This window comes from Streptococcus pseudopneumoniae (genome assembly GCF_001068775.1).
Taxonomy (GTDB): domain Bacteria; phylum Bacillota; class Bacilli; order Lactobacillales; family Streptococcaceae; genus Streptococcus; species Streptococcus pseudopneumoniae_N.
In genome coordinates this window covers 41,541-65,490 of sequence record NZ_JWAJ01000077.1, presented here as the reverse complement: position 1 = coordinate 65,490, position 23,950 = coordinate 41,541, and the positions used below count along the sequence as shown (strand labels likewise).

18 protein-coding genes are annotated in these 23,950 nt (G+C 39.7%); 1 reads left to right on the top strand and 17 read right to left on the bottom strand.

Annotation, left to right across the window (positions count from 1 at the left end):
* Position 1: 1 nt before the first annotated feature.
* The 3 genes from ADF68_RS03165 to ADF68_RS03155 all read right to left on the bottom strand — a co-directional run bounded on the left by ADF68_RS03165 (position 2) and on the right by ADF68_RS03155 (position 6,594).
* On the bottom strand, positions 2-853 hold the full coding sequence (locus tag ADF68_RS03165; protein ID WP_080979372.1) for a macro domain-containing protein: 852 nt from the start codon (positions 851-853) through the stop codon (positions 2-4).
* 21 nt (positions 854-874) lie between these two features.
* Positions 875-3,865, bottom strand: a complete 2,991-nt coding sequence (locus ADF68_RS03160) for a type I restriction endonuclease subunit R (protein ID WP_049548602.1) — start codon at positions 3,863-3,865, stop codon at positions 875-877.
* Between the two features lie 74 nt (positions 3,866-3,939).
* Positions 3,940-6,594 (bottom strand): DEAD/DEAH box helicase family protein, encoded by a 2,655-nt coding sequence (locus tag ADF68_RS03155; protein WP_049548601.1) that lies wholly within the window; start codon positions 6,592-6,594, stop codon positions 3,940-3,942.
* A gap of 137 nt (positions 6,595-6,731) precedes the next feature.
* Here ADF68_RS03155 and ADF68_RS03150 point away from each other — a divergent pair, with 137 nt between their 5' ends.
* A complete protein-coding gene (locus tag ADF68_RS03150; protein WP_049548600.1) occupies positions 6,732-7,349 on the top strand; it encodes a TVP38/TMEM64 family protein in 618 nt (205 codons plus the stop codon).
* Positions 7,350-7,665: 316 nt separating this feature from the next.
* On the opposite strand, the gene ADF68_RS03145 is transcribed toward ADF68_RS03150, so the two are convergent.
* From ADF68_RS03145 to ADF68_RS03080, 14 genes are all read right to left on the bottom strand, one after another.
* Positions 7,666-8,820: an MFS transporter gene (locus tag ADF68_RS03145; protein ID WP_049548599.1), complete on the bottom strand. Its 1,155-nt coding sequence runs from the start codon at positions 8,818-8,820 to the stop codon at positions 7,666-7,668.
* Between the two features lie 389 nt (positions 8,821-9,209).
* Complete coding sequence (gene ftsX, locus ADF68_RS03140; protein WP_049548598.1) at positions 9,210-10,136, bottom strand: permease-like cell division protein FtsX; 927 nt, start codon at positions 10,134-10,136, stop codon at positions 9,210-9,212.
* Positions 10,129-10,821 (bottom strand): cell division ATP-binding protein FtsE, encoded by a 693-nt coding sequence (gene ftsE, locus ADF68_RS03135; protein WP_049548597.1) that lies wholly within the window; start codon positions 10,819-10,821, stop codon positions 10,129-10,131. Before ftsE ends, ftsX begins: the two co-directional genes overlap by 8 nt.
* A 15-nt stretch (positions 10,822-10,836) precedes the next feature.
* A protein-coding gene (gene prfB, locus ADF68_RS03130) for a peptide chain release factor 2 (protein WP_142995376.1) occupies positions 10,837-11,932 on the bottom strand; the annotation gives its coding sequence in 2 pieces (ribosomal slippage) (positions 10,837-11,859 and positions 11,861-11,932; 1,095 coding nt in all).
* Positions 11,933-12,229: 297 nt separating this feature from the next.
* Positions 12,230-14,737, bottom strand: a complete 2,508-nt coding sequence (locus ADF68_RS03125) for an MBL fold metallo-hydrolase (protein ID WP_049548633.1) — start codon at positions 14,735-14,737, stop codon at positions 12,230-12,232.
* Between the two features lie 65 nt (positions 14,738-14,802).
* Positions 14,803-15,513: a LicD family protein gene (locus ADF68_RS03120; RefSeq protein WP_049548595.1), complete on the bottom strand. Its 711-nt coding sequence runs from the start codon at positions 15,511-15,513 to the stop codon at positions 14,803-14,805.
* A gap of 3 nt (positions 15,514-15,516) precedes the next feature.
* Entirely contained in the window at positions 15,517-17,664 is a 2,148-nt protein-coding gene (locus ADF68_RS03115; RefSeq protein WP_049548594.1) for a LicD family protein, read from the bottom strand.
* A gap of 8 nt (positions 17,665-17,672) precedes the next feature.
* On the bottom strand, positions 17,673-18,638 hold the full coding sequence (locus ADF68_RS03110; RefSeq protein ID WP_049548593.1) for a glycosyltransferase family 2 protein: 966 nt from the start codon (positions 18,636-18,638) through the stop codon (positions 17,673-17,675).
* Positions 18,622-19,467 carry a LicD family protein gene (locus tag ADF68_RS03105; RefSeq protein ID WP_049548632.1) on the bottom strand — a complete coding sequence of 282 codons (846 nt, stop codon included), beginning with the start codon at positions 19,465-19,467 and terminating at the stop codon, positions 18,622-18,624. The genes ADF68_RS03110 and ADF68_RS03105 overlap by 17 nt, the downstream gene beginning before the upstream one ends.
* Before the next feature lie 140 nt (positions 19,468-19,607).
* Positions 19,608-20,918, bottom strand: coding sequence for an LCP family protein (locus ADF68_RS03100; protein ID WP_049548592.1), 1,311 nt, complete (start codon positions 20,916-20,918; stop codon positions 19,608-19,610).
* Positions 20,915-21,763 (bottom strand): prephenate dehydratase, encoded by an 849-nt coding sequence (gene pheA, locus ADF68_RS03095; protein ID WP_049548591.1) that lies wholly within the window; start codon positions 21,761-21,763, stop codon positions 20,915-20,917. Before pheA ends, ADF68_RS03100 begins: the two co-directional genes overlap by 4 nt.
* Positions 21,760-22,236, bottom strand: coding sequence for a shikimate kinase (locus ADF68_RS03090; protein WP_049548590.1), 477 nt, complete (start codon positions 22,234-22,236; stop codon positions 21,760-21,762). Before ADF68_RS03090 ends, pheA begins: the two co-directional genes overlap by 4 nt.
* Positions 22,229-23,512, bottom strand: a complete 1,284-nt coding sequence (gene aroA / locus ADF68_RS03085; RefSeq protein ID WP_049548589.1) for a 3-phosphoshikimate 1-carboxyvinyltransferase — start codon at positions 23,510-23,512, stop codon at positions 22,229-22,231. The genes ADF68_RS03090 and aroA overlap by 8 nt, the downstream gene beginning before the upstream one ends.
* 89 nt (positions 23,513-23,601) lie before the next feature.
* Positions 23,602-23,940: a YlbF/YmcA family competence regulator gene (locus tag ADF68_RS03080; protein WP_049548588.1), complete on the bottom strand. Its 339-nt coding sequence runs from the start codon at positions 23,938-23,940 to the stop codon at positions 23,602-23,604.
* Positions 23,941-23,950: the final 10 nt, after the last annotated feature.

Genomic DNA, 23,950 nt, shown 5'->3' with positions numbered 1-23,950 from the left:
ATTATAATATAGAAATTGTATCTCCATCTTCCTTTCGGATCACGATTTCGACATCAGATGTTAATTTTGTTTTACGTAGCATGAAGTATTTAACCATAAATTCTAATTGTTGCTGATGATTATAATTTAGTTTTGACAAACCAGAACCAATCAAGGGTAGATATATTGGATTACCATTAGAATTCCTAAAACAATTATCAACTATTGCATTCAAAACTATAAGGTAGTCTTGATCACTAGTTTTAGCATTCTTATTATTTTCTATAATAGATAATGCTATAAAATGATATCTAACGTTACCAATATCCACAAAAGCAGTACTTCCGATAGGGTACCTTTTATAATTTCCTACTGATTTTCCACCTTGTTTTACATCATTACTAATACTTAATGATGATATATTCTGCTCTCTCAAACTACGCTTAATCTTCTTATCGAGAACTGACTGTGATACTAAATTATTATCGTATAAAAATTTAATAACTTGCCCATGAAGTGAATTGGCAGAAATAACTGAATCATCTATTTTTGTATCAAAACAACTATTTACAGGAACTATTAAATTAACTTTACTAGCGCCAATGTAATCTAGTATATTTCCATATGTCCCTGAAACTACAAACCTATTATATTTAAAATATATTACTCTCCTTTTGAAATAGTAATATAAAAATGCACAAACAAAGCTTAATGTATATAATACAAGAAAAGTTATTATAACTTTAATTATATGGCTTATTAGATTATTACTTTCATAAATATCACTGATATTTATAAAAGTCGCCAATAATGATAACAAGGATAAAAAACTAAAAAAATACTTGCACGATAATTTTAATGATTTTTTTATCAAATGTATTTTACTTCCCTTCTCCTACCTCCCAACTCTCAACGGCTCAATCACTTCTTCGATCAGTTGGGTATAGGCTTCTTTGATTTGTTTTTTATAGAGGAGTGGGTTGAGGGCATCTGACACCTCAACTTTGTAGTCCTTGTAGCGCTGACTCTTAGTCAGTTGACTTTCTCCTAGTTGTTTTTTCGCTCCCTTGCGGTAGTGATTGACATAGTAGCGGAGTTCATCTTCACCGACATACCAGTTCTTACTAAAGTCTCGGATATGTTGCTGGATGACTGCTTCAATCATCTGGTCAAGGATATTGGCGATGGATTGACCTCTGTAGCGGTCAGGATTTGCCTGTACTTCTTGCCAAAGCTCTGAGATAATCTGGGCAAGGTTTGGATTGGTCTTCTCCAGACTTTGGATATAGGTATCCACTGCTTCTCTGTCCTGTGCACTGAGACTCTTTTCCTGGCTTTGCTCTTGCTCGATCAGGCTTTGGATCAGGGTCAGTATATAGGCATAGTTAATCTCATCGACTTGGATAGACTCCAGTTCGTAGTGGATATCCAGTGGCTCCCCATCCTCATCACCATCTTCTGAACGACTTTTAAGTTCGGCAAGGATATTTTGATAGAAGCCTAGATAGTTTTCCAATTCTTTTGCAGTTAGTCCAGTCTCTGCATAGATTTCTTCCTCGTCATACTCTTTATAAACTCGGATAGAAGCCAAGTATTTATCAAAGGATTGATAAGCCTTGGCTAGTTTTCTCAATTCAGGTGTTGAGATTTGATCGATTTGGAGTCCTTCTTCGGGGTCATCGGTGATTAGATTTTGGAAGTCGCTACAACTTCTCAAAAAGTTTCTCTTTTCTTCTTCCCAGCTAGGTGCTAGGACATCATTTTCTCCACCATTTGAGTAGAGTTTGAGGGCATTATCCACTGCTTCCTTAAAGGTTAGAGGCTTTTGGAAGGTGATGATATGACCATAGGTCTTACTAGAATCAAAGATACGATTGGTACGACTAAAGGCCTGAATCAAATCCTGCGGTTGCATTGGTTTACGATCGATAAAGAAGGTCGATAAACAAGGGGCATCAAATCCAGTTAAGAGACGATTGACCACGATAACCAAGTCCAACTGCTCATTGCGATAGAGATACTTGTCCTGTTTTCGGGCTAGACGGTTATTGACATCGATATTAAAGCCACGAAGATCCGCCATAGTAAAGTGAGTATCAAACTCTTGGTTATAGTCTAGCAAGACCTGTTTCATGTGGTCTTGGTTGGCTCTTGAGTCTTCTTCATTTTCAGTGACAGAGTAGGTAATGGTAAATTTCGGAAAGTCTGGAAGGACCATCTTGACTCTCTCTGATACCTTGACCCGTGTTTGACCAGCCTTGACCCTTTTGAGAAGGTCATAGTAGGCTTGAGCTTGAGGGATAGACTTGACCGTCAGGATGGCATTGTAGGTATTGCCGACTCCTTTTTGAAAGCCTAGTTGTTGGCGGGATTTATTGATAATGGCATCCAAGACTTCCAGCATGTGCTCCTCATTCTCATAGACAGTATCTGGTATTTCATTTTCAGACTGGTCTGTGATGAGTGTATTGCGATAATCCACCTTAAAGCCTAAGACAGCTCCGTCATGGATGGCTTCCTTGACTGTATACTCATGGAGACGGTCTCCATACTGTTGCTGGGTGGTTTGGGCTAGGTCGCCGACTTGCTGGCGTTTATTTTCCTTAAAGATGGGGGTGCCTGTAAAACCATACCATAGTGACTGAGGGAAAAAAGTTTTAATGTCTTTTTGTGTTTGTGGCGTCACGGCACGGTGGCATTCATCTACAACAAAGGCCACTCGGAGTCCCTTGATTTTGTCCGCATCTCGTTGGTAAAGACCTTGGTCAAACTTGCGCATCATGGTGGTGATTTTCTGGATGGTTGTCACCACGACACGTTTATCATTACTTCCTAGTCGCTTGACCAAATCATGTGTATTGTCCGTCTCATCGATATCGATGACATCATTGGTCGCATATGAGAGGAAGGATGATGTGGTTTGTTGGTCCAAGTCCCTGCGGTCAACTACAAAAATCGTCTTTTGGATGGAAGGAATCTGAAGGAGGTTCCTCGCTACCTTATAAGAAGTCAAGGTCTTCCCTGAACCTGTTGTATGCCAAACATAGCCTGATGCTTGCTGGCGAGAGGCTTCTTGCACCGCTTCGATAGCATGGATCTGGTAGGGGCGCAAGAGGATGAGAGATTTCTTGCTATCATCAATGACCGAATACTGCATGACCATCTGGTGCGCACGAGGGATAGAAAGGACTTCGTGGGCAAAGCTAGTCAAGTTTGTCACAGGATGATTGTCCTTATCCACCCACTTAGTTAGAAATTGCTTGTTGAGTTTATTTTCACGAGCTGCAGCGATATAGCGAGTGTCTACCTTATTGGTCACAACAAACATCTGCAAGCTAGAGTAGATACCACGGAATTTCCCTTCACGGTCATATTTTTTAATCTGATGAAAGGCATCGATAAATGCTGCTTGGGAACTCTTGAGCTCAATTTGAATCATGGGTAAGCCGTTAATGAGAAGAGTAACATCCAATCTACGGTCTTGGTCCAGAGGGTTTACTTTTTCTCTCTGGACTTGATTGACAACTTCGTAGCTAGACTTTCCTGCTGCGATATTGTCACGCCAAATGACTGACAAACGGATGGTACCTAGGCTCGCATCCTCTCTTTGAACCTCGACTTTGGCAATGCCATTTTCTCCGACCAACCACTTGGCAGCATCATAGTAGCTGACAAAGTTGAGTTGGTTCTGAATCTGGCGTTTTTCCTGTTCAGTCAAGGGATGGTCTGCTAGCAGAGCAACGTTGTTTTGGGCTAGTTTCTCAAAGAAATTGTCCCATAGTTGTTCTTCTGTTTTTAGGTCTTCTCTATAAGTCCATTGGCTTTCACCAGTTACCAACTGGTTTATCAGTTGTTTTTCTATTTCCAGTTCTGGTTTTACCTGCATCTATATTTCTCCTTCAGGGACAACATTCTTGCTATTATTATATCATAGTCCTAGTAGAAAACGCTCGCTTCTCCCTACTTCAAAGCACTCTTAACCTTCTTCTTGGTGATGAGGCGGTCATTTTTGTTGACTAGAGATTTGAGTCGGGCTTCGAGTAAGACTTTTCTGCCTGCTTCGTTGCGGGTGTAGACTAGCTGGTAATCACCTAGCTGAGGGGCGACTGCGTCTAGAAAGAGCTGTGCTTCTTCCTTACGCTTTTCAAAGAGGCTAGGAACTACAAAATACTTGGATTGACCTGCTGGTGCTTTTTTTGCTACTAAGAGGTAGCGTTGATTGTCCACGGGAGCAAAGAATTCACCCAAGGTCTGAGAAAAGAGTTCCTTGTCTCGCATACTGCCACCCTTAAGATAGGCAAAAATGCAATAGCTATCCTTATCTTCTTCCACCTGCACGCGCGACTGATCATCGGAAAGATGCCCCATCTTTAGCATGGCATTACGAATACCTTCACCCACCTGACGTAGACGTACATAAGGACTCTTGTAAAAGAAATAACGGACCAGAGCAATAGTAAGCAAGATAAGACTAATAGCCGTTAACCAAGCCAGACGAATACCATTTGTTCTAAAGAGATAGATGAGGAGATTAACTGCAATCAATAAGAAAGAATAGCGAACCCACTTTTCAGCATCAACCAGTGTCAAGAGAGGGATTTGCTTGCGATCGGTTGCTACCTCATTGACAATCTCCAGTTTATCCGCAACTACTAACGCCTCCTGCCATTTTTTGCGAAAGGAGCTACGATCCTTGGACAATTCCTTGATTTTCTGATTATAGGCCTGAATCTTACTTTTCTTAAAAGGAGCTTTAGGAAAGTCCAAGCGATCCAGACCTGTCTCGATGGTATCCTCCTTATAGGATAAACCTAGAAAGTGCTCCATCCGACGACTTAGATTGAGTAAATCTTGATAGGGATTATCCTTATCTACCTCCTCTTCATTTTCCTTTTCCCGCAAGAAAAGATTTTTGGTATAGGGTTTGATAGCGACTAGATGCCAGATATTGCTGGTCTTTTCTGGATGGCCTGGCCAGACACGAATGGCACGCCCTCGCATCTGATTACTGAGCATAAAGCTCCCCACAAAACTACCCAAGATCAGAGAATTAACACAAGGCGCATCCCATCCTTCACCTAAGAGAGACTTGGTCCCGATCAAGACCTGGATGGCCCCCCTTTGAAAGAGCTCAGTTACGGCTCCTACCATACCTTTACAGGTTGAGGGAAAACCTACCTGAAGATAGCCATCTTGATCTAGTTGACCAATGGCTGAGAAGGTCAAAGTGACTGTTGGCAAGAGTGCTTGGAGCTCCTCCCTGACACTAGTTGGCACGATAACCACACTTCCCGAAAGCACTGCTAGGGGAACAGAAATCCCCTGTTTCTGAGCACTTCGGCGAATGCTTTCAAAGTAAGGGAGAACCCCCAGTTGGCTGATGGGGGCCTGATCATCCCCTAGATAGTTAGCAAAGTCCTTGCGGATATAGTCTGCTAGGACTAGTTGTCTCAAGTCTTTTCCGAGGCTAGCATACTCGGTCGCAAAGATATCAGCAATTCCAGATAATTTCCCCAAGGATTGATTGAGAATTTGATCATTGATCTTATTTCGAACCAAGAAAAGCTGGCGTTTGTCAATCAAGCCCCTGGCCTTCATGTCCCTTTCTATCTCTTTGATATAGTCTGGGCTTGCCTGGTACCAATCAGGTGTCTGGTAGAGAAGTCCTTGGAGAAGGACCTCCATCCAGTAGTAGTTCAGCGAAGGAAGGCTTTTACTGCCAATGAGATCCTTTAAGTATTGAGGGATTTCTAGCTTTTGAGAATGAAGATAAATGAGGATGGCCGAGAGATACTTGGGATCTTCAAGAAGTAGATCTGCCGAGATTTGACCATGAAGAACCTTGGAGCTAGCAATTAACTCCTTAAACTCAGGTTCATCCACTAAGTGACTGAGATACTGCCACTTGGCATCTTCAAAGTCCTGAAGAACCTTCTCCTCTTCCTTGGTCGGAGTACAGATATAAACAAAGTCTTGGTGAGGACAAAGTGTCTCCTCCTTGACCAGTTCTGGCACTGTGATCTCTTGGTCGATCTCCCCACACATCTGGAGATAGCGAGCCCAGAGTTCTGGTTCACTATCATAGGGAGGGGTTGCGGTTAGAGAAATGACCTGAAGTTGCGGATATTTCTTACGGAAGTCTTCTAGACTTCTCCACCATTCATTTCTCAAATGATGACATTCGTCCAGGCAGAGGGTTTCAACTCCCTGCTCCTTAAGACTGGCAATGAGATCAAAACCGCCAAAATCCACCGTCTCACCATTCTCTTCTTGAGACTGGACCTGTTGCATAGCACTATGAAAGGCTTGGTAGGTGGCGATGGTAATTTGCTTCATGTCCTTGAGATTTTGAGACACAAGACTTGTGACTTGGTTCTCATCCTCTAAAAAGGCCTGGCGAATTCTATCCACCCATTGTTCCCGAATGGTAACCGTCGGTACCAAGACTAGGGCAGGCTTATCAAAGCGAGCCATCAACTCGATACCAATGGTTGTCTTACCAGATCCTGGTGCTGCCACAAGGTGAACATGTCCATCTGCTTGATATTCTTGGAACTTATCCAAGACTTGCTTTTGGTAGTTGCGCCAAGTTCCATTAAAGCTTAATCCTAACATGTTAGTTTCCTCATTCTAAGCTGTCATTTTCTTACTATCATTTTATCATACTTGTGTCAAAGTCACACCTAGAATACAGATAGTCTTTCTCCTCAAAATATGGTATAGTAGATTTATACTACTTAAGAGGATTTTACATGTCACAGAATAATCAAATGAAAACTATTTCACCCCTTCTGCAGCAAGTGATTCATATTTCATCTATCGTTGGTGGAGTTGGCACCTTGATCTTCTGCATCTGGGCCTATCAGTCAGGGATTTTACAGTCCAAGGAAACCCTATCTGCCTTTATCCAACAGGCAGGCATCTGGGGGCCTCCACTCTTTATCTTTTTACAGATTTTGCAGACGGTGGTTCCTATCATTCCTGGTGCTCTGACATCGGTCGCTGGTGTCTTTATCTATGGTCATATCGTGGGAACTATTTACAATTACATTGGCATTGTCATTGGTTGCGCCATTATCTTTTACCTAGTGCGACTTTACGGTGCTCCCTTTGTCCAGTCTGTCGTTAGCAAGCGTACCTATGATAAGTACATCGGCTGGTTAGACAAGGGCAATCGCTTTGATCGCTTCTTTATCTTTATGATGATTTGGCCAGTTAGTCCAGCTGACTTTCTCTGTATGCTGGCAGCTCTGACCAAAATGAGCTTCAAGCGTTACATGACTATTATCGTCTTGACCAAGCCCTTTACCCTCGTGGTTTATACTTATGGCTTGACCTATATTATCGACTTCTTTTGGCAAAGACTTTAATACTCTTTGAAAATCTCTTCAAACCACGTCAGCTTCCATCTGCAACCTCAAAACACTGTTTTGAGCAACCTGTGGCTCGCTTCCTAGTTTACTCTTTGATTTTCATTGAGTATAAAATTACAAAAAAGAATGAGGCCGGGACAAAATCCCGACCTCTTTTTGTATGAGTAATGATCCTTTGATAGGGGAACTGATTGGAGCATTTCTGAGCCTTCTATACTCCATAAAACTCTGTTAATAATTATTTTTACTCTACATAACTTTCAACACTTCACTGTATGCTTAAGGACTCGCAAACTCATCATCTTTTCGCTTTTTAAACTCTCTTTTTCAACAGATAGGAAACCAGACAAGAAGTAACAATCATCCATGCTCCTAGAATGATAAAAGTCATTCGACCATTCGTTGTTACTAAGCCAATTCCTGAAAGAACAAAGGGTGTTAATGACGCACCAAAACTACATCCCAAAACAGTATAGGAAGTTGCTTTGTTGAGGAGTTTTGCTGGGATTCTTTCAGATATCAATTGAAAGACTGTCGTAAGAGCGATGCTGTAGGCAAATCCTCCTAAGACCGAACCTGCAACGACTACCCAGAGAGAAGGTGAGAGAGCAATGATGATTTGCCCGATACCAAAGGTTACACCCGTAACCAATAAAAGTTTTTCCTTAAAGGCAGAGATGAGGAAAGAAAAGCTAATTCCCGCTAGAATCCCAATCAACTGCATGGCACTGAGTACCAGACTTGACAATTGAGCATCTCCAAAGCCTGCCTCAATCATGAGACTAGGAATACGGAAGGTAATGGCTGTATTGGTACATACAATGACTGCAGCCCCGATAGCTAGAAAGAAAATCAACTGTTTCATAGAGCGAGTCAATCTTACTACTTCTTCTGTCTTTTGCTTGGACTCATGAACTTCTTCTTTGTTATAAGGGACAAAGAGAAGGAAGAGTACAAGAACCACTAAACCTGCTGCATAGGCTAGGAAGGTTGCGGTCCACCCAAAGGCCAAAAGTTGACCGACTGCCAAGGTCAAGATAGAGGCTCCCACCACCTCAGCTGAGCCACGAAAACCAAGCATCTGGATACGAGTTTTGCCGTGGTATCGTTCACTGATGATAGAGATAGCCTTGGCGTTTAGCATCCCCACACCAATCCCAAATAGCAAGCGTGTCGCAAAAACAAAGTAATAACCCTGATACCAGAAAGGAGCTGTTCCACTGATTGATAAAATCAAGAGTCCCAAGGTTAATTGGAGACGTTCTGGAAAAAGTCGTTCTAAAACTCCATTTAAGAGGAGCATGGCCATAATTCCAAAGGAAGGGAGGCTGACCAAGAGTTCGACCTGACCGGTCGAATAGCCCTGATAATAGTCAAACATGGCTGGTAGGGCACTTGATATTGAAAATGATGTGATCAATACTAACGACAGGGAAAGTATACTCACTTTTTCCAAAAATTGTTTCATTTTATCCTCATTCATTATTTATGTTAAGTCAAAAGAGCTAGATATTACTGTAGAGATAAAAGTTATCTTTCATCTAGTCCCTATCACTCTTTTATCAAAAAGGTCCTTCCCTATCATACACTGTTTCCCAAAAATTGGCAAGCAACTGATACTCAATGAACATCAAAGAGCAAACTAGGAAGCGAGCCGCAGGTTGCTCAAAACACTGTTTTGAGGTTGTGGATAGAACTGACGAAGTCAGTAACAAATATACGCCAAGACGAAGCTGACGTGGTTTGAAGAGATTTGTGAAGAGTATGATTTATAAGTTCCACATAAAAAGTAGGACCATCAGACTCGGTCAAGCCTGATGGTATCCTACTTTTATAGATTTTAGTAAACTATCTTACTTAGATTTTCAAGAATCGACGCATTGAGATTCCTGAACCAAGTGAACCGATACAGATTCCGATGACAAACAAGAGACCGATCATCAATGGAATAAAAGCATCTGGGGTAATCAGAGATAGATTTTGTCCAACCAAAGATGGGTTAACTGATTGGTAGACTCGGTTATAGATAAAGTAAACCATGATTGATGGAATAGTTGCTCCTAATAGCCCAATGAAGGCACCTTCTAGCAAGAATGGCCCACGAATGTAGCTATTTTTAGCACCAACCAAACGCATGATTTGAATTTCACGACTACGTGAAATGATAGTGATACGAATGGTATTTGAAATCAAGAAGACTGCGATGAAAATCAAGAGTCCTGCAATGACCAATCCCCAAACACGGATGAAGGAAGCCAACTTGAAGAGACGCTCCGTATTGGCACCACCGTCTTGAACCTCAGAAACTCCTTCGATTTTCTTAGCTTCTTCAGCGACTGGTTTCACATCACTTGGTGAATTGGTATCGACAATGTAGGCATCATGAAGGGGATTGGCATCTCCTTCAAAAACCTTCCACTCGTCACCCATGGTTTCAGTCAACTTTTGGTACTGCTCTTCTTTACTTGAGAAGGTTACATTTTTAACGGCTGGCATAGACTTGAGGGCATCATAAACCTTGTGGTAGTCATTGTTAGTGACTGTCTGGCCTTCTTTGACGATAGTTTCACTATTGTCTTCAACGTCTTTACGGACATAAACCATGACACGTACGTTGTTTTCGATATCCGTTGCCAATTTTGCAGTATTAAAGATAACTGAGGCAAAAATAGCAACCAAGGTCAAGGTAATCATTACTGAACTGACAGCAGCAATGGTCATCCACCCATTACGCTTTAAACTCTTTAAAGCTTCGAATAGATGGCGGAAAAATCTACTAATCATCGTATCCGTACTCTCCTTTCGCTTCGTCACGAACCACACGACCATTCTCGATGGCAATGACACGGTGGCGCAAGGTATTTACGATTTGACTGTTGTGAGTGGCCATCAAAACAGTTGTCCCTTGAAGATTGATACGTTCCAAAAGGTTCATGATTTCCCATGAATTATCTGGGTCCAAGTTACCTGTTGGCTCGTCCGCGATCAAGACCTTAGGATTGTTTACGATAGCGCGAGCAATGGCGATACGTTGCTGCTCACCACCTGACAATTCATTAGGGAATGAACGAACCTTGTGTTTTAAACCAACAAGATCCAAAACTTCCATAACACGTTTTTTGATATTGCGACGGCTTTCACCGACAACCTCCATTGCGTAAGCAATGTTCTCATAAACAGTTTTCTTTGGCAAAAGTTTGTAATCCTGAAAGACAACTCCAACACTACGACGAAGGAGCGGAATATCTTTCTTTTTAATCTTCACGAGGTTAAAACCTGCAACCTGCAAACTTCCTTTTTCAACTTTAACCTCACGATACAAGGCACGGATAAAGGTTGACTTACCTGCACCTGAAGGACCTACGATATAGGCAAATTCTCCTGGTTCAATTTTCACAGAGACGCCACGTAGGGCTGTTGTCCCGTTGTCATACTTTTTGACAACATCTCTCATTTCAATGATCGACATGTGACTTCCTTTCTTTTAACTAATACGCCATTTTAAATAGGCATCGATGAAACCATCTAGGTCTCCATCCATGACCTTATCTACCTGCGCAACTTCAAAGCTGGTACGGTGGTCTTTGACCATGGTATAAGGGGTAAATACATAGGAGCGGATTTGGCTTCCCCATGTGATTTCCTTCTTATCCCCCTTAAGGGCATCTACCTCAGCAGCTTTCTTTTCCTGCTCCATCTGATAAAGTTTTGCCTGGAGCATCTTCATCGCACGATCTCGGTTTCCATACTGAGTACGGTCTACGGTTGATGCAACGACAATCCCTGTCGGAATATGGGTCAAGCGAACACCTGTTGAAACCTTGTTGACGTTTTGTCCACCTGCTCCACCCGAGCGGAAAGTATCCATCTTGATATCATCTTCTCGGATGTCAACTTCAATAGTATCATCCAACTCTGGCATAACTTCTACAGAAGTAAACGAGGTGTGACGACGCTTAGCTGAGTCAAATGGTGAGATACGTACCAAACGGTGAACTCCCATTTCTGACTTGAGAAGTCCATAAGCATTTGGCCCTTCAAAAGACAAGGTCACCGACTTAATTCCTGCTTCATCACCAGCTTGATAGTCCAAGACTTCAACCTTGAAGCCTTTAGCATTTCCGTAACGAGTGTACATACGAAGGAGCATATCTCCCCAGTCTTGGGCTTCTGTTCCTCCAGATCCTGGGTGAATCTCTAAAATAGCATTATTATGATCATAAGGCTCTGACAAGAGCAGAGTCATCTCATAGCTAGTCATCATCTGATCTAGCTCAGCTAGCTTCTCAACCAACTCATCCTTGACAGACTCATCCTCTGCTAAAAAGTCTAGTAAGATTTCAACCTCATCCTGCAACTCTTCCATGGTATGGAAGGTATTGTAGGTATTTTTAAGTTCATTTAATTCTTGCGACGTTTTTTGGGCCGCAATATTATCGTTCCAAAAATCAGGTTCTGTCATTTTGTTTTCCAAAATGGCAATTTCTTCTTCTAACCCTTCGAGGTCAAAGAGACCCCCTAAAAGAAGCTAATTTTTCACGATTGGCGTCAATTTTTTGACGAATTTCTGAAATGTCCATATTTACTCCTTTTTTGCATCGTTTTATTATACCATAATTTTTCTTATTTATCTAATCTGTGTTTTTTAAAATTTCTTATCAAAATATTTCGATTTGAAGACGATAGGGGCTATTTTCAACAACTTAGGGTATAAAGAATCAAAAAACATCCCAAAGCTGATCAATATTCTCATTCTAAAAACATTGATCGATTCTTTGAGATGTATATAAATACTATTTCATGAGAAAACTAGTTAGTGAGTGAAAGACTAGCACAAAGGAAGTTTTCTCAAAAACTTAGTAAGAGGTAAAAAGCACTTATTCTTTATCTGCCTTCAAAGTCGAAGTTTCTTGGGCATCTGCTGATTTTTCTTCCTTATCTACTGACTTATCAGAATCCTTCTTAGGTTCTTCTGGACTTCCTTGGTCTTCTTTATCAGGATTCAAGCTCCAAATGCCATCTTGATTGACCTTGTAGCCATCAGGTGTTGTTCCATTTCTTAGAAGTGAACCATCTGCTTGGAAATAGTACCAGTTGCCATTCAACTGTTTCCAACCAGTCTCCATTGCGCCGCTAGTATTGAGATAATAACGAGAGCCATCAATCTCTTGAATACCTGTTAGCATGATGCCTTCCTTGTCTAGATAGTACCATGTGTCCTTATCTTGGAACCAACCTGTCTTCATAGCTCCGCTAGTTGCAAAGTAGTAATAATGATTGTCTAGCCATTTCCAGCCGGTCTGCATAGATCCACTTGCATTGAGATAATAACGGCTTCCATCGATTTCTTGAAGACCTGTTTGCATGATACCATCTTTATCTAGATAATACCAAAGTTCGTTTTCTTTGAGCCAGCCTGTTCTCATTGCTCCGCTGCTTGTAAAGTAGCTATAATGATTATCAAGCCATTTCCAGCCGGTCTGCATAGATCCACTTGCATTGAGATAATAGCGAGTTCCTTCAATTTCTTGTAGGCCAGTTTGCATGATACCTTCTTTATCTAGATAGTACCAAAGACCCTTATCTTTGAGCCAACCTGTCTTCATTGCTCCACTGCTTGTGAAGTAGCTATAATGATTATCGAACCACTTCCAACCTGTTTGCATGGCTCCACTTGCATTTAGATAATAACGAGTTCCTTCAATCTCTTGTAGGCCAGTTTGCATGACACCTTCTTTATCCAAGTAATACCAAGTATCTTTATCCTTGATCCAGCCTGTTTTCATCGCTCCGGAACTTGCAAAATAGTTCCAATGCCCTTCAATCAAGGCCCAACCTGTTTGCATAACTCCCTTATTATCAAAGTAGTAGGTTACTCCATTGATTTCTTTTTTACCAACTATTTGTTTTCCTTCTTCATCAAAGTAGTACCAGTTTGATTCAATCTTTTTCCAACCAGAGCCTGTCTCATCTGTCTCTAAAGCTCCGCTACTTGCAAAGAACATTTTCTTGCCATTAAAGACTTGTGAGCCAGTAAGCATTTTACCATCTTTATCAAAGAGGTACTTCTGCCCACCGATTTCAGCTAGTTCATTATAACGTCTTGCACCTGTAGAGCTGATATAGTACCATGAACCATCTTGCTTAAACCAACCCTCATACTGCATCTTCCCATTGCTATTTAGATAATACCAGTTGCCTTCCAGCTTTTCTCTGCTGTCATTCAAATGAATCCATTTGTTTGCCTGCATTTGACCTTTTCCATTAAAGAAATAATAGACATTATCGATTTTTCTCCATCCGATGGCCATTTCATTATCAGTCAAACGATACTTCCAGTAACCATCTTCTTGATACCATCCCTCAGATACTGTAGGAATATCTGGGAAAGAATCAGAAACATTTGTAAAACCAGAAGCAGCAATATTAAATACCGTCGCATCCTTAGTTAGACTAGAAGCATGGACAACCTGAATATTCTTCTGTTTTAGATAATCTCTTGTTGTAGCCAGATTTGCATCATAAGAAGACGTATGTACAACCATACTAGGTGAAAGAGAATCTAAAAAAGGAATTGTATTTGAAATTTGAGCATCATAATGATGATTCCATTTCATCATGTCTACTTTGCCAATTTCTGGACCTAATCTATCCTCAGCACCTTCAGCATTATCTAAGTCACCACCAAGATAAATTTTTTTCCCTGCAACAGTTACAACTGCAACCAATGAATTCGAATTATCATCATAGACTCTTTTCAATTTGCCATCCGGACCATACTCATTTTTATAGTTGTAGAGTTGGATATCCATATCACCCAATTTGAAGCGACTATCTTCTTCCTTAATATCTTGAACAATAGTTACTCCTTTTTCACGAGCAACATTGAGTGCATTATCATAATTAAATAGGTTATCCCACAAACGCCATTGACTGGTAATTCGTTCATCGGTATATTTTTTTAAATAAAGTTTTCCAACTGGATAACGTTTTAGAACCTCATCTGCACCACCTATATGATCACTATGGACATGGGTCCCTAAGATAAAATCAAATTTCTGAATACCAAGCCGATTTAAATGACGAAATAGTCTATCTTCTAAAACTAGTTCATTCTGTCTTGAGATACCAACTCGACTTGGATAACGCGGATCCGTTCCATCTGGAAAATCATAATCTTCCCCCATATCAATTAGGGCATAGTGACCATTACTCTCTAAAAGAATGGCATCACTTCCTGAAGCTCCCTTGGTATTGATAAAGTGGATACGGTTCCCAGAACCAGCTGAGATTGTATCTGCCTTCACTGCTTGAAGGTGATTTGTAGTAATTGACAAGAGTATAATACTAAATAAGATTGACTTTTTTGACTTTTTCAATTTTATCACTTCTTTCCTTAAAACTTCTCTAGTGTCCATTCACAAATAGACTTTGTATAAGTGTACTTAGCTTATTTCCTTAACACAACTCGGGCTAATTTTGCATCACCTTGTTTATAGATTGGATTTTCTTTCCAGTTATAGTTGGTATTCGGAGTTTCAAAATCAAGTCCATACAAGTGACTGATATATTCTCTTGTGTTCTCTGGAATCTTCACATCTACGCCCTTAAAGTTAGCGACTTGCAATTGACTGAATGGCAATTCGTAATGATAGACCTCATGACGAGTTGGTGTTCCCAATGCATTGATCATAAAGAAAATCGTATCTGAGGAGATTGTTTCCCCTTTTTTATCATAAACAATAAAATCTACATTCAAACCTTTAAAGCTGTATGATAGTTCTACCAATTGTTTATTGTAGTAAAATTCTTTGGTTCTTGAAAAACCTCTTTCCAAGAGATATTGTTCATCCTCTACAAAGCGTTGATAATCTGGAATAATGATGCCAAAATCCATATCCAGGTCATGGCTAATAAAATCATTTTCTCTAAAAAAGCCTAATAGAGTCCCAAAATCCAACCAAATATCATAATCTTTTAAAGGAGAACTATAAATAGTTTGAAGAATTTCTTCAAAGTTGTCTTTTAACAACTCACTTCTTTTGGAGTCCAATTCAACGTTCGCTTTGTCATTGAGACTTTTAATGATTGGTAAGTTCTTGATGAGATCTTTCTTGTCCCCTAAAAGACTTGCCAAACTTCTTTTTAACCATTGTAACACGTCTTACACCTCTTTTATATAAGCGATAAAATCATCATGTTTCACTCGTTTTTCAACTGGTGGAATTTCCATAAAATCATCACCGTAGATAGCTGACAAGATCTGGTGAGAAGCTTCTGGAATTTTATAAATTCTATCTTCGAATGTGCTATCCATTACTTTATCAAGCAACGTCTTCTCAAATTTTGTAGAAGTTCTCTTATTTTCCATCAAATAATCAATAGAATCATTATCATTAGCCTGCATTGAGAGAATGTTCATCTTTTTATTCCAAGTTTTAACTCTTGTTAAACGGAAAACAAGTACTAATAGATATCTGACAACATTCTTCAATCCGGCATTTTTACTATGAATACCATAGAGAGTATAAACAGAAAGTCTGCGATAGGTATCTAGTTTAACCATCTCTTTATTGACATCAGCGTAATAATCAAATGGGAATACATCCACACAAATTCCTAGATCGATATCATTTTCAATGTAATTGTTTTCATACACCGTACGAGCATCATAAACTCGATAAAATGGATAAGGATAGCGAGCATCATTTTCCCAAGATGCTACTTTATAGATAGGGTCATTGTCCCGTAGAACTGCTTGGTATAGCTTGTCATACTCATCACGTTTCAATGAGATATCAATATCATCATCCCAAGGAATATAACCCTTATGTCTAACGGCTCCTAATAGAGTTCCATAAGCCAAAGAATAATTAATATGCTCTTTTTCACAGAGATTATGAATGTAGTCCATCACTCCTAATTCTACTTCTTTAATCTCTTCTTCAGATAGTCTTCTGTATCCATCTCTCTTTTTAGAAATAACAGAGAAATAATAGCCTGAAATCATAAATAGAATACAACCCAACAATGAAATACCATAGAGAGTTGAGCTCAAGAACAAATTAGAAATTAAGATAACAACCGTCATAAGTAGACCAGAAACAAGCTCATTATCTGTTATCTTATCCTTTTTATCTTTTAGGAATTTCTTGATGCTTGCCAAGATGAATGAAATCATAAAGGCAGCGAAAGGAAGGAAACCAAGTAATCCGTTATAGAATAATAACTCTAGGTATCCATTGTGAGTTAAGTAATGTTCTTTAATGATATATGCACTTGCATCATAAGTTTTCCCTAACTCATACCAGTTACCTGCTGAGTAACCAAATAATGGTCTCTTTGGAATGAACGAGGCTGTCGATTGCCAAATTGCAAATCGATTATTGGAAATATTTTCTTCGCTAGTATCAGTTCTCTCCAAGGTTAAATTATTGTTTTTACCTTTTTCTTTATTGAGCTGAATTTCTGCAGAGTGAGCTTTCAAATACAGATCACTACTGTACTTGACACCATTATAAGATAAAAATACTAGTCCCACTGTCAACAATACGGCGACAAAAGATTTTAGCTTGTTACGGAATTCAAATTTCACTAAAGAATATAGAAAAGCGGCCACAACCAAACAGATGTAAGTCGTTCTTGAACCTGATAGAACTATATAGGCAAAGTTTAAAACAATGGAAGAAATAGCTAGAGTTTTAACAATTTTGTTTAAAGCAGAAAGTCTCATCCATAAATAGATAATGACGATTAGTGAAATAATCGAAAGATAGTTGGGACTTGCTAAAATACCAAATAAACGGGATTCAACAAATCCTTGACGAATTAACAATCCTTTATAGTCGAAAACTCTGTAACCAATCAACATAAAGAATTGAACAAGAGAAATGAAAACTCCCACAGTATTAGCTACAGTAATGACTGAGAAGAATAGGTTAAACAAAAGGCGAGATTTTTCTTTACTAAAGCTTTGAAAAATTGGGTAAATAGCAAAGAAATAGATAAAGAATACTACTAAGTTCTTGATATTCGTTGAAAAGCCATACTTAATCACCAGTAAACTTGTGATTATATTCATGGCAAAAAAGAGGATTAGATACTCAATTTTTCTCACAAATAAATAAGCTTTTTTTACAAAGAAATTATACAAACCTAGTAGAACTCCCATAAGAGTCATGCCTAGGGTAACAAATTTATTCGCAGAGATGAATTGAAGGGGAACAATAAGTCCCGCCATACAATAAAAAGATATGACTGATAAAAATACCAGATTAATTTTAAAATAGTTTTTCTCAATAATAGAAATCATTTTCTCTCCTAACGGCTATGTTGACGAAGTAAAATCTTAGTGTAGAGTTTTCTGCTGAATAGTAGAGCTAGAAAACTTATTTTTCTAGCATTGGTAAATCTAGCATCTCTTAAAATATTCACTCTATTCTGTTTTAGGTAATGTATCAATTTATCTTCCAGTAGTTTATCTTTAAAATCAGAATCAATCAACAATCTATCCAAAACATAGAAATAGGCCCAATTTAAACGCATCGTTGCAACATCAGCAAGAGCGGGATAGTGTTCCCTTATTATATTCGCATTTTGCTCATAAGCTTCAATCACATTTAAAAATTTTAATGAGAATTTTTGTGTAGTAATACTATTTTCGCGATGAACATAATAATACTTCTTCTCATTGGTCGCAACAACCTTCTGACACTGATCCAGCAAACGAATCATAATAAAAGCATCTTCAGCAATTTTTCCAACTTCAAATCTTAGATGATTAAAGAGTTCTTTTTTATATAATTTATTAACAGCAGTCACAGATAAAATCTTTGCTTCCATGACCATTTTTATGGCTTCTTCTGAAGAAAGTTCCCAAGTTTTAATCTCTGAAACTTGTTTTTCAGGAATCTGATGAAAGACATCGTAGTGGCCACACATTGACAAATCTGAATTTGACTCTCTTAAATGACGGTAGAGAGTTTCATACATATCTTTATCAATATAATCATCGCTATCAATAAAGCCAATTAAATCTGAACTTGCTTCATCAATTCCTCTATTTCGAGCATCAGACAAACCACCATTTTCCTTATGAATAACCCGAATTCGTTGATCTCTCAGCGCAAGTTGATCACATAGTTCACCACTCTTATCAGTCGAACCGTCATTGACAAGCAGTATCTCAAGATTACTATATGTCTGTTTTAAAATCGACTCAACACATCGTTCCAAATAAGCCTCCACATTATAGACTGGAACAATGATACTAATTTTTTCTTGCATTGTATTCTCCCATATATTCTCTATAACTCTTATCCATATCTGCTATTATGGCATCGTGGTGAGGCACTTGCTTGTCAGCTGGTGGTGGTGTCATGTAGTCACCAAAAGCTGTGCTGAGATAGGCATCATAACCAACTGGAATAGGCATTTCTGTTCCTTCGAAAGGAAAGAAAATGTTGTCTTCAAAGGCTTGAATTGGGTATTTCTTCTTCATGTAACCTGGACCTGAGCATAACTCTGTGATGCCATCACTTTCAGCTGGTCCATACTTGGTCATTTCTTTCTCAGCCTTTTTCCAGATACGATAGCGAAGGGCTTTAGGAGTTAATCCTAATAAAATCGTGCTGCCCCACTTCATGAGAGCTCCATGTTTTTCTGGAATGGTTTGTGCACAAAATAGAGAATAAATCAAAGCCCAGTGGACCTGTTTCTTGCGCTCTGCTGGATTTTTAGGGTAGTAGTCCAAGGGAAGAACATCCAAAGCCAAGCCGTGTGGGAGGTCCAAATCCTGCTGGTACGGCTTTATGCAAGTTGTTGACTTGTCTCGAATAGTGATAAAGAGGTTGCGATCAACAAAGTCTCTATCACTTTTTGATAGGAAGTAACGCTCATCCGCATAACGAGGCCATAGCTCTGCTAATTTTTCATAATCCTTGCGGGGCATAAAGAAGTCTAAATCATCATCCCAAGGGATAAAACCTTTATTTCGTAGAGCGCCAATAGCTCCTCCACCACACAAATAACAGAGTAAATTGTGTTCTTTACAAAAGGCGACAAAATATTCAGCCATCTCTAGGCTACGAACTTGAATTGCCTCTAAATCACTCATCTCATTCTCTTCCTCTTCTATAGAATACATCATTCTATTATACCATAAAAATAGTTTATAAATCCATCTGACCATGTAAAAAATCAAAGCCCAAGATAACCATTTTCATAGGTACCTCAAGCTCTGATTCATTTTACATTTTATCTAAATCCCATCTGGGCCAGTTTATTTTGGTAAGCTTTTTGATCTACTCGAAGTGATTGACCACCGTATACGTCAAAGTCGTCTACCCAGTCTCCAAGTTCTGGAACTGTCAATCTTTCAATACCATTCTGACCTCCTTCAAGGACTGATAAGCCATTGGTCAATAAGAAAGTATATGGAAGGTTTGTAGAGGTCATGGCGAAAACTTTCCCGAGTGCTTCTGAGCCTGTGAAAAGTTTTGTAGGATCCTTAATCTGCTGCAAGACAGCTATCATGACCTGCTGTTGTCTACGAGTACGGCCATAATCCCCTTCATCATCATCACGGAAACGTGCATAGTTCAGAAGAGTCGAACCATTCATCTGTTGTTTTCCAACTCGAATGGTTTGAGTCGGTGACTCAGTTTCCGTTGCATGCAAGTCATCTCCTACAGTCGCTTCTGTAACTGGAACCCCATTTAGAGTTGAAAACTGAGCATCAATAGTCACACCATCAGGGAAAAGCGTATCAATGGCTGTCGCAAAGGCTTGGAAATCGACAAGGGCATAATATTTTATGTCTAGATCAAAATTATCCTTGAGCACCTTGCGGACCATTTCAGCTCCTTGTTTACCTTCTTGTTCCCCTAATTCATAGGCCAAGTTTAATTTATGGTCGGTCTGTTTTTGACCATTGATGACTTGGCTATACCCATCAATATAGACCAAATTATCACGCATAAAGCTAACGAGCTTCAATTTTTTATCTTTGCCACTTACATTCAAAACCATAATGGAATCTGTCCGTGTTTCTGCACTATTCTGTCCAATACGGCCATCCGTACCCAAAATCAGAATATTAACACCATCTCGTGTATCTTGACCGTTAAAAACTTCAACTTGAGCCGCTTTGGCATCCTTAGGATTATTAGAGTTAGCAGACTGGAAGCCCTTTAGGAACATGAAGATCATTCCTACTGCTACACAAAGCAATATCATCCCTAACCAAGCAAATAAGCGTTTAAAACGAAAACCTCTTTTTTTCTTTTGCTTCTTAGCTTTTGGAATCTTCGTTTCCAGTTGATCTCCACTACTACGGCGACTAGAACGACTACGATTAGCATAGGTTGGCAGGTCGATACCAGAGTCTGAAAGAAGTTGTTCTTTGGCTTCTGGATTGAAAACTTCTGCTGAATCTTTTTGACCTTCTAACTTAGCTTGCAAAAAGTCAAATTCTCTCTTTTCTTTCTCATTCAAATAATGAATGTTTTTCAAAAGATAGTCATATCTCAGTTTTTCATGGTGTGTCAAAGGATTCTCTCTAGTCATTCCTTCTCCTTTCCTTTATCCTGTATGGTATAGATAGGATAAGCACCTAGTACTTTATACTGGATTCCAATCGTTTCTAGTTCTTTTTGAGCAAAGTAGACCAGTTCTTTATCAGTATAAGCGACATCAATGATAAAAAAGTATTCGCCCAAGGCTGTTTTTAGGGGACGACTTTCTATCTTGGTTAAGTCAATCCCTCGCCAAGCAAAGGTCGAGAGTGCCTTGTAAAGTGCACCAGGTAAATTGTCTGGCAAGGTTACTGCTAGGCTCATCTTTTCAGAACTTGCTTTCAAAGGAATTTGTGGTAAGTTAGGCCCCAAAACCCAAAAGCGAGTAAAGTTAGCTTCCATTTCTTGAATATCTTGAGCGATAAGTTCTAGAACATATTCCTCTGCAGAACTTTTTGGAGCAATGGCCGCAAAAGGCTGATCTGGATGTTCGGAAACGTACCGAGCAGCATAGGCTGTACTTGCCGTTACTTCTAATTGAGCGTCTGGGTAATGCTCGTCAATAAATTTCTTCCCTTGTGCCAATGCTTGTGGGTGAGAAAAGATTTTCTCAATTTTAGATTGCCCTGGCACTGCCATCAATTGTTGGTGGATTGGCTGAACAATCTCTGCCACAGCTTGAATGCGAGCCTGATGGAAAAGATAGTCTAGGGTCTCATGAACACTACCTTCAATAGAATTTTCGACTGGCACCACTGAATAGTCTACCAAACCTTGTTCATAGGCCTTGATAACGTCCGTAATATTTGAAAAAGGCTCTAGTTCCTCATGTGGAAAAGCCGTCTGCACAACATGGTGCGAAAAAGATCCTTTGGGTCCTAGATAGGCAATTTTCATTTCAGTTCCTCTATAATTTCCTCTGGGCTTAATCTTGATACATCAACAATCTGACTAGCCACTTCCTCATACCGAGACTGTCTTTCTTCAAAAATCGCAGCTAAACCTTCCTTGCTATTGTTTAGAAATAGCGGACGTTGATTGTCCTCATCGGCTGAAATTCGCTGGTACAGGGTCTCAAAATCTGCTTTAAGGTAGATGTTGTCTGGATTTTGCTTTAGCAAGGCACGATTACGCGGAGAAATGACTACTCCTCCCCCAGTTGACACGACTTGGTCTGTTTTTAATAAATCAGCTAAAATTTCTGATTCTACCTGACGGAAGGCTGCTTCTCCTTTTTCTTCAAAGAAACGAGCAATCGGCATCCCCAGTCGGTCTTCGAGCAAGGAATCCATGTCTACAAAGTCAGGATCTAATCCTCTAGCAATAGTAGATTTTCCTGCACCCATAAAACCTAGTAAAACCTTAGCCATGAATCAAAGTCTCCAAATCATCAAAGAAGCTTGGGTAGCTAGTATTAATAGCTTCAGCTCGATCCAATTCAACTTCTCCATCTGCCACTAAAAGAGCTGCAATGGCTGTCATCATGCCGATACGGTGGTCACCAAAGGTATTTACTCTGGCTCCATGAAGAGCAGATTTCCCTTTGATAATCATGCCGTCTGCTGTAGGAGTAATAGCTGCTCCCATGCTATTTAAGGCATCTGCGACAACTTGAATACGGTCAGTTTCTTTAACCTTGAGCTCTTCTGCATCTTTGATGACTGTTTGACCTTGAGCTTGGGTAGCAAGAAGGGCGATAATTGGCAATTCATCAATCAAACGTGGAATCAAAGCTCCGCCAATCTCAGTTCCTTTTAGGTCTGATGTCTCAACAGTCAAAGTTGCAGACTTAGCAATCGGGTCAACATCAGTAAGTTCTAATTTCCCACCCATAGAGCGGATAACATCGATAATCCCTGTACGAGTTTCGTTAATACCGACATTCTTAAGCACTACACGAGAATTTGGAACAATCAAACCTGCGACTAGCCAAAAGGCTGCACTGGAAATATCTCCTGGTACGACCACCTTTTGTCCAGTCAGTTTTTGAGGCCCTTGGACTGTGATTTTCTTACCGTCCACACTTAAATGACCACCAAATTGTTGGAGCATATCTTCTGTGTGGTTACGAGTGCACTCCTTCTCAATGATGACAGACTGACCTTGAGCCTGCAAAGCCGCAAAAATCAAGGCTGACTTGACTTGAGCAGAGGCAATTGGCAATTCATAATGAATAGGTGTTAAATTTTTCGTTCCTTTTAAGTGTAGCGGTGGCAAGTCTCGCTCTGTCTGACCAGAAATGCTAACTCCCATTTTTTTCAAAGGAAGGGTCACACGGTCCATAGGACGTTTAGAAAGACTGTCATCTCCAAACATCTCTACTTCAAAGTCTGCACCAGCAAGGACGCCTGAAATCAAACGAATAGAGGTCCCAGAATTCCCCATATCGAGAGCGTTCTTAGGGACTTTCAATCCATCCATCCCAACACCTTGAATGGTAACGACACCGTCTTTGTCCTCTATCTCAACGCCTAGGTCACGAAATACTTGTATGGTTGATAGGACATCTTCACCACGCAAGATATCATAAACTTTAGTCTCACCCTCAGCCAAGCTTCCAAAAATAATAGAGCGATGACTGATGGATTTGTCACCTGGTACGCGAATGCTACCATTTAAATGGTTAACGTTTGTTTTTAACTTCATACTAGACCTCATACTGACAATACTTTTTCTTATTTTATCACAAAAAGTCAGAAATTTCTTAAAAATTCCTGACTTTATGAGGTAAATTCTTATTTTAAAAGTTCTGAAATTGGTTCAAATACGATTTTTTCAATATCAGATAGATAAATAGAAAGTTGTTGCTGTTTGGCAAAGAATTCTGACAAGAGAGAGTTACCTTGAATCTGCTTGCCAAAGCTTTCCATTTTTTCTTGGAAAGAAGCATCTGAAATTTGACCAGTTTGTGCCATGATTTGGATTTCATGTTGAAAAGCAATATAATCTGCAAAAATTTTGCTAGCTTCTGCATCGGCTTGGATAGCATCTCTAGCTTCCTTAACTGCCTTGTATTCAGGCAATTCGCGTAGTCCACGACTAAGTTCGTTTGCACTATCATAAATATTTGACATAATTGTCCTC

Excerpts from the sequence above, each read along its gene's own strand:
- ADF68_RS03145 (WP_049548599.1), bottom strand. The coding sequence starts at position 8,820 with ATGAAACAATTTTTGGAAAAAGTGAGTATACTTTCCCTGTCGTTAGTA.
- ADF68_RS03155 (WP_049548601.1), bottom strand. The coding sequence starts at position 6,594 with ATGTTAGGATTAAGCTTTAATGGAACTTGGCGCAACTACCAAAAGCAA.
- ADF68_RS03110 (WP_049548593.1), bottom strand. The coding sequence starts at position 18,638 with ATGCAAGAAAAAATTAGTATCATTGTTCCAGTCTATAATGTGGAGGCT.
- pheA (WP_049548591.1), bottom strand. The coding sequence starts at position 21,763 with ATGAAAATTGCCTATCTAGGACCCAAAGGATCTTTTTCGCACCATGTT.
- ADF68_RS03160 (WP_049548602.1), bottom strand. The coding sequence starts at position 3,865 with ATGCAGGTAAAACCAGAACTGGAAATAGAAAAACAACTGATAAACCAG.
- ADF68_RS03115 (WP_049548594.1), bottom strand. The coding sequence starts at position 17,664 with ATGATTTCTATTATTGAGAAAAACTATTTTAAAATTAATCTGGTATTT.
- aroA (WP_049548589.1), bottom strand. The coding sequence starts at position 23,512 with ATGAAGTTAAAAACAAACGTTAACCATTTAAATGGTAGCATTCGCGTA.
- ADF68_RS03150 (WP_049548600.1), top strand. The coding sequence starts at position 6,732 with ATGTCACAGAATAATCAAATGAAAACTATTTCACCCCTTCTGCAGCAA.
- ADF68_RS03090 (WP_049548590.1), bottom strand. The coding sequence starts at position 22,236 with ATGGCTAAGGTTTTACTAGGTTTTATGGGTGCAGGAAAATCTACTATT.
- ADF68_RS03105 (WP_049548632.1), bottom strand. The coding sequence starts at position 19,467 with ATGAGTGATTTAGAGGCAATTCAAGTTCGTAGCCTAGAGATGGCTGAA.
- ADF68_RS03100 (WP_049548592.1), bottom strand. The coding sequence starts at position 20,918 with ATGACTAGAGAGAATCCTTTGACACACCATGAAAAACTGAGATATGAC.
- ftsX (WP_049548598.1), bottom strand. The coding sequence starts at position 10,136 with ATGATTAGTAGATTTTTCCGCCATCTATTCGAAGCTTTAAAGAGTTTA.
- ADF68_RS03080 (WP_049548588.1), bottom strand. The coding sequence starts at position 23,940 with ATGTCAAATATTTATGATAGTGCAAACGAACTTAGTCGTGGACTACGC.
- ftsE (WP_049548597.1), bottom strand. The coding sequence starts at position 10,821 with ATGTCGATCATTGAAATGAGAGATGTTGTCAAAAAGTATGACAACGGG.